The sequence below is a fragment of the Streptomyces sp. NPDC102270 genome, from assembly GCF_044766405.1.
Taxonomy (GTDB): Bacteria; Actinomycetota; Actinomycetes; order Streptomycetales; family Streptomycetaceae; genus Streptomyces.
Window position 1 is genome coordinate 54953 of record NZ_JBIWLX010000028.1, and the last position, 15089, is coordinate 70041.

A 15089-nucleotide genomic window follows, 5' to 3' on the forward strand; every position below is an offset into this window, starting at 1 on the left:
TCGGGTATGTCGTCTCAGTTGTACTGCAGCCTGATGGCCTTCTGGCAAGTCTCTGACCTGCAATGCTGCAATGAGTGAGAATACGATCAAGGTGAGATCTAACGGTCAAACAGCGCTCTGAACTGCAAGGCTGCAAGAATTGAGACAAGCCTGCAAATCCATTGAGAGGGCTATAAGTAGGGCAGTGGGTCGGATGTGCTGTGATCGTATCCGGCGGGTCCCTGGGCGGGAGTCGCCACGTTGCTCCTTGTTTTGGTAGTTGACTGAGCCGAGCCCGGATCGACGGCCGCTGGGTTCGTTGGGCCTGCGGGCTGGAGCCCGTGGCTGGGGGGAAAACGGCGGTGATGCGGCGCCTCGCCCGGCAGAATCGGGTGATCGACCCGCCCTTGGGGGGAGCTATGCAGGAACTCCGCTTCGACGACGGCATCCGGTTCACCGCGGTGGTCAGCAGCGACCAGATGTGGCTGCGCCACGCGCTGGGAGCCCACGAGCTGGGCATTCAGCTTGCCGTCGGGGTGTCGCCCTTCACCGAGGCCGGGAAGATCCTCGCCCTGGAGGCGGACTTGTTCGGCTTCGAGGCGACGGGGCAGCGCTCGCGGCTCGCCCGGACCACGGTGAACCTGGCGTACACCCCGAAGGTGACCGTCCACCGCATCAGCCTGTCGTTCCCGCTGACGTCGTTGCAGGTCCACGCGATCGAGGCGGGCCGTACTGGCGACGTACGGTTTGAGATCGACCTCAACGCGACGCTGCCGCAGGCCCCCGGGTATCCGGGGAGTACACAGGACACGGCGCACATCACCATCGCGAAGAGCCGGTGGGAGCAGCAGCTCGGGCCGTCCGCGGCGTTCGAGATGGCCGTGCCGTACCCGCTCGGCGATCCGGAGCGGGACGAGGTCGGACGGACGCTGCGGGAGGCGCAGCGGCTGCTGACCGTGGGGGAGATCCGGGCGTCGATCCTGGAGGTCAGACGGGCTCTGGAGTGGGTCCGGGAGAACGTCGACTGGGACAACCCCGGGGCGAAGAAACAAGGCAGCCAGTGCAACCAGACCGAACGGTGGTGGCGGATCCAGGACGCCCTATATGGCCAGACGTGCGGCACCCTGCACAACGACGCGGTCACCAAGGACTTCAAGTACGACCGGGCCGAGGCGGAGACACTGCTGGCGATGACCTCCGCACTGCTGCGGAACGTGCCCGGCACCAGCGCGTGATGGGCGGCCCGCGCCCGCCCCGCGACCGAAACGAGGACCGCATGGCAATCGAGCACAACGGCATTGCAGGCCCCTACTTCGAGTACGACGGACTGCCCGCCCTGCACGCGGTGGACAAGGATCTGCCGCTGCTCCACCCGTACGCCCCGGTGACACCGGGCCGCTACGTCACGCCCGGCGGCGGCCGGCTCACCATCCGCCCGGCCGAGATGCGCGCCCACATCCGGATCACGCTGGATCACCTGGGCTGTCCAGCCCAGCTCACCGACGATAAGAACGCCGCCTTCAAACGGCTCGCCCTGGCCGCCGAGGGCTACTGCGTGCAGTCCGGGTGCCGACACCGCGCCGCGTACGCGGACGGGGCATACCGCATCTTCGAGGTGCGCAACGGAAGCATCAGGCTCGCCGCGTTCGTGCGCGCCGCGCTCGCGGTCGAGTTGGGGGACGTCGCTCCAGCAGACCGGCTCGTGCAGGAGGCCGAAGCACTGGCCGGGCCTGTCCGCCGGGAGGGCGAGGAAAACCAGGCCAGCGGCGGCTAGACGCCTCATGTCCGCCTGCCGCAGCGATACGGCGAGCCCTGAATGCGGGTCGGTGCGGCGCCACGGGGGGAGCGCCGCACCTGCGACCAGCGTAGCGATCCACCCCTCTGCGCGGTATGTGCGACCGGACCGTAGTCCTGCACCCATGGCTCACCTCTTAAGCACGGCATGCGCCTCCTCCACCCATTCCGGCGTGTCGCAGGCGTCGTCGAGGTTCTGGGCTGAGTCCGGGGCGGACGCTTTGGAGGGGAGCCGTGGGGCGGGGACGCGAGCGGCGCGGGGGTGTTCTCAGTCCTCGTCGTCGGGGAAGCCGTCGGTCTGGGGTGCTGTCATGTGGCGGACGTTGATACCTGCCTGGCAGCGGGAGGGGCCGATGGTGCTGTGCAGGCGCTCGAACAGGTCGGGGCGGATGAGCAGGTCCGCTCCCGCTACCACGGGCAGGAGCGGTTGAAAGCTTCCGTCGTGGACGAGGTGGCCTCGCCACTGGCGGCAGATGAGTGCTTCGCCTGCCGTGTCGCTGAGGCTGAACCCGCAGATGCCGTCGGTGGGCTGGAGTCCGAGTGCCGCCACGACGCTGGCGGCGGGTGCAAGGACGTAGGGGGGCAGGCCAGGGCCACTGCGGCGCGGGGGCGAGTCGACCATGGGCGTGGCGCTGGCGTCGGTGAGGGCCACGAGGGGCTGGTCTGTGGTGCTGATGTGCTCGGCTGCCGCTCCCGACCGGGTGAGGGCAGGTGCCAGGCGCTGTAACGGGCGGGTCCACAGCTGCCAGGGAGCCTGGGAGACCGGCAGCGTGCCGGGTGGTGGATCGCCGGCGGCAGTTTCCAGACCGACGACGATCAGTACCCGGCGGGCGGGCTGGTCCGGGTAGCGACGTGCGGGAGTGCGTTGCCGCTCGATCAGTCCGATCTGCACCCAGTCCGCGTGCGGGCCGTCGTCCACTCGGGCAAAGGCCCGGGCACCTTCTGGCAGGGAGCGCAGGCCCGCGAGGGAAGTGAGACCGAGCGGCGGCCAGGGCTCTTGCTCCTGGTGGCTGTCGCTGAACCAGGGCGCGGGATCGAGTGACCACTCCAGCGCCTCGGGGCGTGTCAGGGGGCGGGGAACGCGGGCGAGTTCGGCGCGCAGGGCCGGGCGTGAGTCGTCGCGCAGGCGTGTGGCCGTGCCGCGTTCGAAGGCCTGGGCGTTGACCAGGTGTCCGGCTTGGGCGAGCGCGGTACGCAGGCCTGCCGCGGCCTTCTGCAGGGCGTCTTCGGCGGCGGCCCGATCAGCGAGATAGGCGTCGGGGAACAGGTCGCTGTTGGGGTGGGTCAGCAGGTCCAACTGTGTGCGCATCAGCGGCTCGATATGGCCGGGGACTGCTGCGGCCACGAGGTCGATGACGGCCTCACGCAGCCCGGGAGCAGGGCCAGCGGCGTCGATGCGGGCGCCCAAGTAGCGGTCGACGAGGTGGGCCGCATAGCCCCGGGGGTCTTTCATGCGCTGTCCTCGGCGGCGAGGTGGGTGGTGATGGTGTGGGTGAGTGTCGGATGAGCCGCGGTTGCCGGAGGGGAGGGCGGCTGGTGTCCGGCGCGGGTGAGGACGGCGGAGGCTTCCACCCGCACGGACAGCATGTCGCTGGTGCACAGAGCGACGAGCTGCTCATGGAGAGCGGCATCCAGGGGCCCGTCCGGCAGGTGACTGTGCAGGACGGTCAGGAGCCAGGTCAGAGGCCCGGCGCCGAGGCTGAAGGACAGGACGTGCGCCAGCGCGGCCTGCGCCTGGCGGGGGCGGCCAGCCAGCAGGACCGTCGCCGCGAGCAGGGCGCGGCGCTTTTCGCCGCGTTCGGGTAGGGCGATGGTAGCCAGGGCAAGTCGGCACAGCGCGGTGTCGATGTCGTGCTGTGTGGCCGGCTCCGGCACCGGATGGTAGGCGCCGTCGCCGAGGCGGGCATTGCCCGGCAAACGGTGGGCGATGACGTCATGCGCGGCGTCCCAGCAGGCAAGCGCGTCGGCAGTTGAGGGCTGGAAGGCATCCGGGGGCTGGATGGCGAACGCCGAGACCAGGGCCTGGCTGACGCCGATAGTACGGCTGTAGGACGGGTCGGCGACGGTGTTGGCCACCTGGTCCGCGAGGTCCTGGCTCGCGACAGCGGCATCCGCGGTGTGCGCCTGCTGCCATAGCTCCAGGCGGTCGTTGCCGGCGAAGGAGCGCCATCCGCCGCCGCCTCGGATCTTGGTGTAGGCGAGCATGCCGGCCGTCGCGGCGAGCGGGCCGAAGACGTCGGGGGCGATGTCTTGGCGCAGATGGAGCCCGGCGGCGACATCAGCGAGTACTTCAACGGGGCCGGAGGCGTTCATCTCCTGGGCGACCCGGTGCAACAACTGGGCGGCCGCGTCGAGCCCCTGGTGATCGGCGATCTCCACAAGCCGCCATCCGACCGCGTTGGCCAGCGCATCGGCCGACCACCGGAAGCCCGGCGGATCGTCGTACGCCTTGCTGCTGCAGTCACGGACCGCGGCGAGCACACCGGCAGCGCCCTCCGGCAGCACGGGGCGCTGCTGGGCGTGCAGATAGGCGCCGGTGGAGTAACGCCCTTTGGGTCCGGACCAGTTGCGGGAGAATTTGCTGGGCACGGGCCTGGGTCTCCAGGACGCGCCGCCTTCGCCGCCCAAACGCTGTGCTGCCGCACGCAGGGCAGGGGTCGGCGTGTCCCCGGCCAGATGCGATGCGTGGATCAGCGTCTGGTCGTCGTAGGTGGAGGTGATCGCGTTGGCGAGCACCGGCAGGAGACGCAGAGCGTGGGCTGCGTCGTCGCTGGGCAGGTCGGCGAGCCTGCCCAGCAGGGCGATGTCGGCGTCGAGGCTGCCGCCACGGGAACCTGCGGCGATACGGAGCGCTGCCAGGACGACGGGGTCGGCTGAGTCGGCCTGCATGGCCAGCAGCTGCTGGTGGGCCGCGTCCACCCGGGCATCGGGCAGTCCGGGCTCGGTCAGCAGCACCTGGGCGGTCAGCTGCGCGGCGGCTCGCGGATCCAGGCGCGCGAGAAGACGCCACCACTCCTGTGGTGTTCCCGCCGTGCCCCGTCCGTCGGTGCATTCTGCAACGAGATACACGAGCGGCTGCGTACGTGCCAGCCGCACCCGTGCCTGGACGGGGTCGGCCTGCACAAGCTGGGGGAGCGGATCCAGCAGTTCCTCGATGGTGATGTCCTTGTGGCCGCCATAGGCGCCCATGTAGCGGGCGGCACGTTCCCAGCAGCGCCGCGCCTCGTCCGGGTCGTCGCAGGCGAGACTCACGCGGGCCATCTCGAGCTCGAAGTCGGCGTCCTCCGCATACATGGAACGGCTGTCGGCCTGCGCCGTGCGCAGTGTGCGCATCAGCTCGTGGATGATGTCGGACCCGGCCTGGCCCACGCTGTGGGCCAGCAGGGACAGCAGCTCCGTGGTGATCAGGGGACCGGACCCAGCCATGCCCATCAGGGATGTTGTGGTGCCGTGACTGACGGTCTGCAAGGACGCGATGCCCAGGGCGACGTCGTTGCCGCGCAGCAGGGCGACCGCCTCGTGCAACACCTGCCGCACGAGCCGGTGGATGTCGCCAAGCTCGCTGGCATTGGGCCGGCCCGTGAACGCGGCCGCGTGCCGGGCCAGTTGCTCAAGCGCCACACGGGCGGCAGTGGACGCCCGCTCGGCGGGGATCCGCCCCGCATCGACGTCGCGGCCCAGACCGAGCGTGGTGACGGCGAACCGCAGCCAGGCACGATAGAAACCCTCGCCGTCCAGGAGGGCCAGCAGCCGGGTGGGCGCCTGCGGATCAGCGGCCTGGGCCACCTCCAGCAGCTCCAGCCACCTGCTGACCGGCCCCGACAGATCGCCGTAACGGCCAGTCAGCACCGCCTGGGTTGCTTCCTGAAGCACCGTGGTGACGTCGTCCTCTCGGAAGACCTCCTCAGCCAGGTCCGCTACCGGCACGCCCTGGTCCAGCAGACGTCGTAGGCCGCACGGAGCGCTGGCCCAAGCCGCGACGGCCAGTGTGCGCGCCGACAGCAGTATCCCGCCCGCGCCGTCGTGGGCGTCGGCGAGATGCAGCAGAAGGGCCGCACGCCGCTCGGGGCGCTCGATGAGTTCCGCGCTCTCCATCAGCGGTTCGACACCGAGGCAGTCCAGCAGCACACCGAGCGCCGGTTCGGGGGAGTCCAGGGACTCCTGATCAAGGAACCGAGCCACCCGCTGCGCGAGCGCGAGCGGGTGGTCCTCCGGCGACTCATGCGTGTCGGCGCCATGGCCAGGAAGCCTGATCCGCCCACGCAACTCCGCGAGGAACACCGCCTCATCGCCCGCGGAACCGTCGTGGCCTTTACCATCGCGCGCTTTGTCCCAGGCCGTCAGATAAGCCTCCCACGGTGCGGCGAATCCCGCCCGGTCGACCGCCGCACACAACTGCAGGCCCCACTGCGCCGACAGCGTCGGCACCCCCTCATACAACAGGCCCGCCGCCACATGGTCGGCTCCCGACAGCGCAACCAGCACATCCGCATACGGCACCAGGGAACTGGGCAGGCCTTCGTCCTCGTAGGTCGACCGCGCCCGGCTCAGTTCGATGCAGCGCACCAGCGTGGGCCAGTCACGGCGCGCCGCCGCCCGCCGGGCGACGACGGCCAGGGTATGGACGATGGCCTGCGGCGGCTGCAGACCGGCAATCGCACGGGAGAGGAAGTCGGGTCCGATCAGCAGGGCCAGGTCCTCGTCACGGCCCAAAGCGGACAGGAGTTCAGGCAGGTGCCGGAAGGCACGCGCATCCGTGAAAAACCCGCGCTGGGAAAGCCACTGGGCGGCCTGGGCCCGGACCTGGTCCACCCACCGGGAATCCCCCTCCGCCCGGCGCACGAAACGGCTGAAGCTCTCATGGTGGATCTTCAGCCCACCGATCCCCGGCTGCTGCGCGATGATCGGTGCCACCCTGGTCAGAGCGGCACTGATCATGATCGCCGGCATTGGGAAGATCTCCCCGAGCTCGTCCGCGCTGACAGCGAAGTCGCAGACCGCCAGCGTGCTGACCGCATAACGCTGCTCGACCGTCAAAGCCTGCAGCAGATAGGCGTAGTAGTCGTCCAGGTCGTGCGCCGATGACGGAACCGCGCGCAGCCGCTCAAGGGGATCACTGACGGCGCCCGGCGCAGGCGGCGCCCCAAGACCAGGGGCCGGGCCCAGAGCCTGACGACACAGATACGTGGCGTAAAGAGCGTTGCCTCGTGAGCGCTCCTCGATCAAAGTGACAGCGGCCTCGGCGTCCGTGGCAGTCCCCAGACCGGCAGCCGACGGCGCCAGCGCCGACAGCACACCCAGACGCTCCGCCAACGCACCCAGCTCGGTACGGTCGAGAGGGGGAACGGTCAGACGGGCTGCCCGGGCGCTGACCGCCTCCAGATGAGGGCCGGGCTGACTGGCCAGGACAAGAACGGCGCCGGGCGGCAGGCTGAGCGAGGTGAGTTCCTCGACCAGGCAGGCGGCCGGATCCACCGGCTCACCGAACGCGCCGCCACTGCTGCGCCCGAGGACCCGGCTGACGTGGTCGATCCCGTCCACGACCAACGCGACGGGTCGATCGGGGGCCAGGCCGCGCACAGCCGTGACTGCCGCAGCAAGCGTCTCCTTGGTGGCCGCATAGCGGGGCCTGACCTGCGCCACCGCCTCCGGCGCGGCGATTTCCAGCTGCCGCAGCAGACTGCCGATCACCACCTCGGTCAGCACCCGCTCACCACGGTCGGTATCCGCAGCGCCGAGCCAGCAGTGATGCCGTACCGCCAGCCAGGTCTCATGCAGCGCGTCGCCGAGCTGCTCGCACAACCACGACTTGCCGATGCCGGGAGCGCCGGTGACCACCACAACACCACCCTGCCGTGCGGTGTCCTCCACGTGCGCGACCACTTTGGTGAGAACGGCGGGGCGGGTCACCTCGCTGGCACGGTCCACGGGGTGCCCCTCACGCACAGCCCCGAAGTCAGTCTCCAAGCCCAGCCGGGGAAGCAGGTCCTCGACCGTCACGGTGCCCGTCCGGCTGCGGGCCGCCTTGGCAGTCTCGATGAGAGCGAGCGCCACGTCCTCGGCCGTACGGGTGCGGTTCGGAGGCCGTCCGGCACCGAGTTCCTCGGTGATGCGGTGCAGCAGCGTCGCCTCGGCCGGTCCGGGCTCGCGGATGTTGAGCGAACACGCCGCAACACCCGTGTCGACGATCAGGCAGGCACAGGCACGCTCGAGCACGTCATCGCTGACAGCGGCGAGCATGGACTTCCACGGATCGTGGGCCCGCAGCGCAGCGGCGTCGAACGAGAACCGCTTGCTGCTCAGGCCGTACAGCGCCGGCCCCGGATCACTGCTGCTACTGACCGGCCGCAGCACCCGCATCAGATCAGGTTCGTCCGGCTCCGTGTCGCGGACCACGAGACGGTGCGAAGTAGCGGGCTGCGACGTGAGGTCACGGTCGATGGAGGAGAAAAGGAGATCCAGGCGCAGGCCCCGGCTGTCCTTGATGAAACTCTTCGCCGACAACGCGCGGTCGTGATCCGTGTGCTTGATCTGCAGCCGCTCGCGCCTGCCGGTGCCCCACTCGCACGTGATGTCATCGAAGCGGTCCCCGGCGAACATCTTCGTGTCGACGACCACCGACCTCGCATGTCCCACCGCCAGATCCACCAGACGTAGCGCGGTGAGCAGATCCTGGTAGGCGTAACCGAGGTGCGTCGGGCGCAACCCCATGGTTACCTCCAGCGTGGTGTGTCTGCGCACGCCACCCCCCCGGCGCCGCCGCACTCACCCTAACCGTCCCCGGTCACCAAGACCGAAACGGCCGCGCCGGATGCGCGGCACGGTACAGCAGCTCCCCAACCCCAGCTTGATCTCAGGGCGACCTGAGCTTGTCCTCGACCTCTCGCAGCAGCCACGTCCAGCGGGCAGGGCTGCGCTCGCCCGCCCTCACGGCAAGTACAACTTGGAGTGCGATGTGGTGGCGGTCCCGGCGGGCTCGTTCACCTCGTAACCCAGGGAACGCAGCACCTGCACGGCCTGGTCGGGTGCGTCACGAACCGCTGTGCGCAGCTGCTTGTCGCGCCAGCGGCGGATGCCATCGGTCAGAACACGCTCCCAGCCATCCACGGTGTCCACGTCGAACTCGCGGACGATCATCATCAGGACGTCCTCGAGGCTGGGGCGCATGCGATGGCCGCCGACTGGGAAGTGCAGCTCCGCCAGTCCGGGCCGCTTTTTCTTCCGCATCAGCCTGCCCGGTTTGCCGGCGTCGGACAGCCGCTGCAGCCAGGAGATCTGATTGTGATGGGCATGGACGTGCATGTGGGCGCCGGGCGGCCACGTCCAGGTGCGCACGTACTCGTAGCGCATCAGCGGTTCGGGATCTTGACGGTAGTACATCGCGACCGTGGACTTGTCGACGGCGAGGAACTCGCCAGCCTGGTCCCAGCAGCAGTAGTAGCTGATGGCCAGGGTGAGTTCGGGATCGCCGTTGATGTACAACTCGATCCGGCTCTGGACGGGCTCGGACTCGTCACCGGAGACCGTGGTCACCCACAGTTTGCGACCCGTGCGAATGGCATGGAACCGCGGAGCATGCGGAAGGACCCCACCCAGGGTCGCGGTCAGCTCCCCGGCGAAGTCCTCCGCCGCCTTGTGCAGTGGGATCAGGCCCGTTTCGTCAGACACCCTCGAGAAGGTAGTCCAAGCCCTGGAGCGTCTGCCAGATCTCCAGCTCCTCGGCGCTCAGCTGATAGCTCTCCGCGCGCTCGGCGAGCTCGTCAGCGGACAGCCGAGTCCTCGCCAACAGCTGCGCCCGCCACTGGGCGATTTCTTCGGGTGTCTTGTCCACCACGGTAGGCATTGCGACATCCCTTCTGACGCGCTCCCTCGTAAAGGCAGTCAAGCATGCGGCACTGACAACTGCCCAGCGGGCTCGCACACCGGGCTCACACCACTACGCCGGGCCGCCCCGGCGTCGAGGGCGCGCCTGGCGCCTCCGTCGCCGGTGTGCAAGGGCCACTGCCTGATGTGCCCCGGTCGCTCCGGGTGCGGTCGGGACTTCACTCGGGCGCACGTTCGGCTAAGTGCCTGGCTGTGGCCCAGGCGGGGAAGTAGGTTGTCAGTGAGACTGGCATCGCTTGGGGGTGGCGTGGAGGAAAAGGCGTTCAATGCGGCCGTGGGGCGGCTGATCCGTGAGACCAGGACCCGAGCAGGGCTGACGCAGGAACTGCTGGGCCGGCGGTCCGGGCTGTCGCGCGGATCGATCACGAACATCGAGGCCGGAACGCAGGCGCCCCCGCTGTACCGTCTGGTCCGCATCGCAGCGGTGCTTAACGTGCAGCCGGCTGAACTGCTTCCACCGCTCATGACGGAGGAAACATCCGGGGTGCCGGCGCGCCATGCAGCTGACGTGGCCTCCGTGTGGTCCGACGCCGAGAAGCTGATGGACGCCCATGGCCAGGGCTGACGTCGCCGCGCGCGCCCTGCTGCAGGAGTTCCAGATCACCGCTGCTCCTGTCGACCCGTACGATCTGGCGCGGCGGCTCGATGTCACGGTCGTACCAAGGGAACTGGATGACGACGTGTCGGGCATGCTGATGCGGCGAGACGGCAACTGTGTGATCGGCGTCAACAAGGCCCATTCGCGTGAGCGGCGTCGCTTTACGGTGGCGCACGAGCTCGCCCACCTTCGCCTGCACCGCGGCCGTCCCCTGATCCTGGACACCGACACCCGCGTGAACTACCGCAACACCGTCTCGAGCATGGCCACGGACCGCGAGGAGATCGAAGCCAACCGTTTCGCCGCGGCCCTGCTCGCCCCGGAGACGCTCGTGCGCGAGACGGTCCACCAGACCCGTTTCCGGACCGTCGACGAACTGGTCAGCTCGCTGGCCGAGGTATTCCAGCTGAGTGAGATCGCGATGACCTACCGCCTCATGAACCTGGGCATCATCTCCGGTCCTGCTCGCTGAGCAGTCTCGCCGTGCGCACCCGCGGCAGGCCCAGCCGGGCGTCTCACGGCTCGCTGGCGGAGCGACGCGGCTTGGCCGCCTTCACTTTTGAGTGAGCGTCAGCGGGGCAGCGCCACAAGAGGGACAGTGAAACTGTCCATCGATTTATGTCTTGCGCAGGTATGGCCGCCTGTGGTGTCCTTGTTACGCCAGAGAGCAGGCACGCTTTCTGGGAACGACGTTGCACCCTGTGCGGGTCTCCTGCGCAGGCGTACACCTGACTGGGCTGTACCGCGCGTGTGCGCCGGTCCGTGACGACGGGCGGCAGCACCAACCCGGACGGCACCACCTCTCACTCCGGCCGCCGCGCAGGCGCCACCCCCAACCAGCCGCCCTCGGCGGCCAACCGGTCTGATCACGCCGCTGGGGGTGCAGGCCGTCAGAGCGGCCGGGGAACGCGCACTGCAGCCGTGGCATCCGGCAACTCACGGATACACGGCGGCCTTTCCCCCATTGTTGGCGCTGCGCGACAGCCCCGCAGCGCACCTCTGCCCGTGCGCCATCCCACCGGCTGCTTCCGTCAACACGCGGCTTTGCACGCCCCCTTCACCGAGTCCGGGGCCGGAATGGCCGGGCCTGCGGCAGGCACCTCGCCGCGCAGACCGGGGGCCGCTCACCACGTCATCTCAGGAAGGAAACCCCATGCAGCATGTCGACTGCTTTCACACGTTCCTGCGGGAGACCGTCAACCTCAGCCAGGCCAAGCTCGATCTCCTTGCCGAACGAGTGGAAGTCATCTACCAGGCCCTCAAGAGCGACCCGGAACTCGGCCCGCTCATCCTCGCCAAGAAGCCTCAAGGCTCGTGGGCGCAGCGCACCATCATCAACCCGCAAGGCGACAAGGAGTTCGACGCCGACTTCATGCTCCACCTGCAAGAGGTGCTGGAGTGGGCGCACGACCCGAAGACCTACATCGACAAGATCTACGCCGTGCTGCACCGGCACAGCGTCTACAAGGACATGCCGCACACCCGCAAGTGCCGCTGCGTGCAACTGACTTACGCCAACTCCATGCACGTCGACATCGTCCCCTACCTGCACCTCGCCGACGGTCGCGAAGTCATCGTCAACCGTGACGAGAACCGGTGGGAGGTGACCAACCCGGCAGGGTTCACTGCCTGGATGCAGGAGAAGGACGCCCTCGCGAAGGGGAACCTCCGCAAAGTCATCCGGTTGATGAAGTACGTGCGCGACCACAGAGACTCCTTCACCGGCACCCGCTCCATCATCCTCACCACCCTCCTCGGAGAGCGGGTATCGGAGTTGAACGCTCTGCTGCACCCGGGCTGCTACGCGAATGTGCCCACCGCCCTGCTCACCATCGTCGAAGACCTCGACCGGTGGCTGCAGGCCAACCGGCAAAAGCCCTCCATCGCCGACCCGTCCGGTTCCGGCGTCACCTTCGACCACCGCTGGGACCAGGCGACCTACGCCTACTTCCGCGAGCGCATCCATACGCACGCGCGCCAGATCCGCGCGGCCTACGACGAGACGGACCCCGACACCAGCGTGCGCCGCTGGCGCGAGCTGTTCGGCGACCGCTTCCCCGAACCGTCCCGCCCGTCCGCATCTTCCCCGCGCCCTGCCGCCCGCCCCAAGTTCCCGGTGCCATCCCTTGCCACCACCACCTCCCACACCGGACGTGCAGGATGACCAAGCGGAAGCCGCCCGCCCCCGCCCTCAATGTGTGGCAGCAGTGCCTGCTGGCCGGTCTCAAGGAGCTGTCCGCCCAGCAGCCCGCAGATCTGCGGATCATAGGCCGTCCGCGCTTCATCGCCGACGGACTGGCCGGTGTCCGCATCCGTCTGCACACCGCTGACATCCATCACACCGCAGGCGGTCTCGTCCTGGGCGAGGACGAGGAGTTCATCCTCGTCCTCCCGGCCATCGAACGGCTGCCCCCTCACGTGCTGACGCCCCACAGCCGGTTCGCCGGCACCCCGCACGTGCTGGAGGGAAACCGGCTCTGCATCTACCTCGATGCCACCCGCGAGTGGGACCCGGATGCGGGCATGTCCGCCGTTTTGAACCGGCTGTGGCAGTGGCTGACCGACGCGGCAGCCAACCGGTTCGACTCCACCACCGCCCTGTACCACGCGGTCGGGGGAATCCTGCATCACACACCGGGGACCCCCACCATCGTGGCCAGGGAACCAGAAGCGCACCACATGGCACACACTGGCTGGCTCACCCCACGTTCCGCCTGCCGGCTCGACCTTTCCGGCCGGCCCCTCGGGGAGCACAGTCTGCGGCTGCCGATCCTGCCTCTCAGCCACAGCCTGCCGTGGGGAGCGGGCCGCACTCTCGCCGACCTCGCCAGCCGTATCGATGCCTCGCCATCTTCCTCAACAGCCAATCAGCAGCCGGGGCTTGGTTCGGCCCCCTTCCTGGCTGCCCTAGCCCACAGCGCACGCCGCAACCCGGAGGGGACCTGCCAGTACTTTGTCTTTGCGGTCCCGCACCCCACCCTGCCCGCAAGCTCCCGCTTCCTTCTCGCCGGCCGCCTGCCGGTCCAGGTCAGCGACACACTGCGCCGCACACCCCGCACGCCACAGGAACTCTCCGCACTCCCCGCCGAGGTGAGGGAGAGCACCATCGAGTGGTGTTACCTCTCCGACGAGCGGGCGGCGGTCACTACCCGCCGTGACGCGCAGCGGCCCGTCAACGCCTTCCAGAACACCCATGTCCACCTCTGGGGGTGCGGCGGCATCGGCTCGTGGGTCGCCGAACTGATCGCCCGAGCGGGAGCCGCCCGCATCACCCTGAGCGACCCGGGCAGCCCCATCACCGGAGGACTGCTGGTGAGACAGAACTACACCGAAGCCGACGTCGGCTCCACCAAGGCCATCGCCCTGGCAGAGCGCCTCCACAGCCTCCGCGACGATCTCACCGTCGATTTCTGCCCCTCGCCCCCCTCACCGGAGTTGCTGGATGCCGCACTGCAGGCCGATGTCATCATCGACGCCACCGTGAGCGTCACCGTCGGACGCTTCCTCGAGCTAGTGGCGCGCCACCCCGACCGCAGAGCCGTGCTCGCCCAGATGGCCACCGACACGGCCGCCGCCAGCCATGGCATCCTCACGATCTCCGCGCCCGATACCGGCCAAGGCCCCTTGGCCATCGACCGCGCCAGCGGCCAGCACGTCCTGGCTACCCCCGATCTGGAGCCCTACCACGCGCTGTGGACTGAGCCGGAACCAGGCGACGAGATCAGACCCACCCGAGGCTGCTCTGTCCCCACCTTCCATGGATCCGCCGCCGACCTCGCAGGCGTCGCCGCCAGCCTCGTCACCCTTCTGGGCACCCAACTACGCTGGCCCGTTCCCGGAACCCATCTGTGCGCTCAGCCCCATACCGGCACCCAGCCGGCCCACCACTTCATCCCCTACGTGCCCCGTCCCGACGACCCACCCGTACCCGCCTGGGTCCCCGCACCCGGCCCGAGCCACGATCCGCTGCCTCAGCTCACCTCAAGCGTCGGCACGTAGACTCCGGCCAGCCGCTCGTAGACCACCAGCCGCGGATGCACCTGGGGATGATGCGCCCGGCCCAGCGCAACTGCGGCCGACATCGGCACCGCAGGCAGGACATGCAAGCGCCGCAGTGTCTTCGCTTCCCACTCCAACCGGGCGAAAAAATCCCGCACGGAAGCTGCGAAGCGCAGCAAGCACCCGCGGTCACGCATGACGTCCGGGCACGTCGGTGCCGTCACCGGCCGGATCTCGTAGCGGCGCAACGCCGCCAGCGTGGTGGGCACTTCCTGCGGCCCGATCGCCCCGGATACGTTCATCACCACCACGGCCTCGCTCCCGGCCGACACGTCGTGGTCAATCCTGGTGGTGAACTCGACCGGCGGACCGTCGTCGCTGCCCCACACCCACGACTCGTCTGCCCGCTGCCTCTGGTAGAGGTCGGTCGGCACCGTGTCATCCAGGCGGGAACCCAGGTACACCAGCAGCGGCAGACGCGCGAAGCCGAACACGCTCACATGCCGCACGGCATCCCGCATGATGCCCGGCCGCAACTGCCGCTCGATCACGGCATCGATCTGCTCCGACGCCAGGCGGTAGTAGGCGCGGCTGGCGGCTGCGGCACGCGATGGTGGACATGGGGCAAGAGATGACTCTCCCGGCACACCCCGCAGATCGATTTCCAGGCCGTGCCGGGTGTAGGACTCCAGGAACAACGGAAATCGATCGCCGGCGAGCACGGCGGCCGCGGCCGTCTGTGAGGGGCCTCGCGTTTTCCGGACAGGCTTCTGACCGTTAATTTTACGCGGCGATTCGCAACTTCTCATACTCGGCATGGACTTCACGCGGAGGG

At 68.9% G+C, this 15089-nt stretch carries 11 protein-coding genes; 6 read left to right on the top strand and 5 right to left on the bottom strand.

The window, feature by feature from the left end; translation table 11 throughout:
• Window positions 1–398: 398 nt before the first annotated feature.
• Both ACIRP7_RS41090 and ACIRP7_RS41095 read left to right on the top strand, forming a co-directional pair.
• On the top strand, window positions 399–1214 hold the full coding sequence (locus ACIRP7_RS41090; RefSeq protein ID WP_403670726.1) for a hypothetical protein: 816 nt from the start codon (window positions 399–401) through the stop codon (window positions 1212–1214).
• Window positions 1215–1255: 41 nt separating this feature from the next.
• Complete coding sequence (locus ACIRP7_RS41095) at window positions 1256–1753, top strand: DUF6420 family protein (RefSeq protein WP_403670729.1); 498 nt, start codon at window positions 1256–1258, stop codon at window positions 1751–1753.
• Between the two features lie 288 nt (window positions 1754–2041).
• Here the strand turns inward: ACIRP7_RS41095 and ACIRP7_RS41100 are convergent, their stop codons facing one another.
• The 4 genes from ACIRP7_RS41100 to ACIRP7_RS41115 form a co-directional block, all read right to left on the bottom strand.
• Window positions 2042–3226 carry a hypothetical protein gene (locus ACIRP7_RS41100; protein ID WP_403670732.1) on the bottom strand — a complete coding sequence of 395 codons (1185 nt, stop codon included), beginning with the start codon at window positions 3224–3226 and terminating at the stop codon, window positions 2042–2044.
• Window positions 3223–8514, bottom strand: a complete 5292-nt coding sequence (locus ACIRP7_RS41105; protein ID WP_403670735.1) for an AAA family ATPase — start codon at window positions 8512–8514, stop codon at window positions 3223–3225. The genes ACIRP7_RS41100 and ACIRP7_RS41105 overlap by 4 nt, the downstream gene beginning before the upstream one ends.
• 186 nt (window positions 8515–8700) lie before the next feature.
• Entirely contained in the window at window positions 8701–9441 is a 741-nt protein-coding gene (locus tag ACIRP7_RS41110; protein WP_403670738.1) for a hypothetical protein, read from the bottom strand.
• A complete protein-coding gene (locus tag ACIRP7_RS41115) occupies window positions 9434–9616 on the bottom strand; it encodes a hypothetical protein (protein ID WP_403670741.1) in 183 nt (60 codons plus the stop codon). Before ACIRP7_RS41115 ends, ACIRP7_RS41110 begins: the two co-directional genes overlap by 8 nt.
• 288 nt (window positions 9617–9904) lie before the next feature.
• Between ACIRP7_RS41115 and ACIRP7_RS41120 the strand changes: the two genes are divergently transcribed.
• From ACIRP7_RS41120 to ACIRP7_RS41135, 4 genes are all read left to right on the top strand, one after another.
• Window positions 9905–10222, top strand: a complete 318-nt coding sequence (locus tag ACIRP7_RS41120; protein ID WP_403670743.1) for a helix-turn-helix domain-containing protein — start codon at window positions 9905–9907, stop codon at window positions 10220–10222.
• Window positions 10209–10727, top strand: a complete 519-nt coding sequence (locus ACIRP7_RS41125) for an ImmA/IrrE family metallo-endopeptidase (protein WP_403670746.1) — start codon at window positions 10209–10211, stop codon at window positions 10725–10727. The genes ACIRP7_RS41120 and ACIRP7_RS41125 overlap by 14 nt, the downstream gene beginning before the upstream one ends.
• A gap of 681 nt (window positions 10728–11408) precedes the next feature.
• Window positions 11409–12419, top strand: a complete 1011-nt coding sequence (locus tag ACIRP7_RS41130; protein ID WP_403670749.1) for a cyclic GMP-AMP synthase DncV-like nucleotidyltransferase — start codon at window positions 11409–11411, stop codon at window positions 12417–12419.
• Window positions 12416–14254, top strand: coding sequence for a ThiF family adenylyltransferase (locus tag ACIRP7_RS41135; RefSeq protein WP_403670752.1), 1839 nt, complete (start codon window positions 12416–12418; stop codon window positions 14252–14254). The genes ACIRP7_RS41130 and ACIRP7_RS41135 overlap by 4 nt, the downstream gene beginning before the upstream one ends.
• Here ACIRP7_RS41135 and ACIRP7_RS41140 read toward each other — a convergent pair.
• A partial coding sequence (locus ACIRP7_RS41140; RefSeq protein ID WP_403670755.1) for an SAVED domain-containing protein occupies window positions 14227–15089 on the bottom strand: 863 nt, incomplete at its 5' end. The genes ACIRP7_RS41135 and ACIRP7_RS41140 overlap by 28 nt on opposite strands.

Excerpts from the sequence above, each read along its gene's own strand:
- ACIRP7_RS41090 (WP_403670726.1), top strand. The coding sequence starts at position 399 with ATGCAGGAACTCCGCTTCGACGACGGCATCCGGTTCACCGCGGTGGTC.
- ACIRP7_RS41095 (WP_403670729.1), top strand. The coding sequence starts at position 1,256 with ATGGCAATCGAGCACAACGGCATTGCAGGCCCCTACTTCGAGTACGAC.
- ACIRP7_RS41100 (WP_403670732.1), bottom strand. The coding sequence starts at position 3,226 with ATGAAAGACCCCCGGGGCTATGCGGCCCACCTCGTCGACCGCTACTTG.
- ACIRP7_RS41115 (WP_403670741.1), bottom strand. The coding sequence starts at position 9,616 with ATGCCTACCGTGGTGGACAAGACACCCGAAGAAATCGCCCAGTGGCGG.
- ACIRP7_RS41125 (WP_403670746.1), top strand. The coding sequence starts at position 10,209 with ATGGCCAGGGCTGACGTCGCCGCGCGCGCCCTGCTGCAGGAGTTCCAG.
- ACIRP7_RS41130 (WP_403670749.1), top strand. The coding sequence starts at position 11,409 with ATGCAGCATGTCGACTGCTTTCACACGTTCCTGCGGGAGACCGTCAAC.
- ACIRP7_RS41135 (WP_403670752.1), top strand. The coding sequence starts at position 12,416 with ATGACCAAGCGGAAGCCGCCCGCCCCCGCCCTCAATGTGTGGCAGCAG.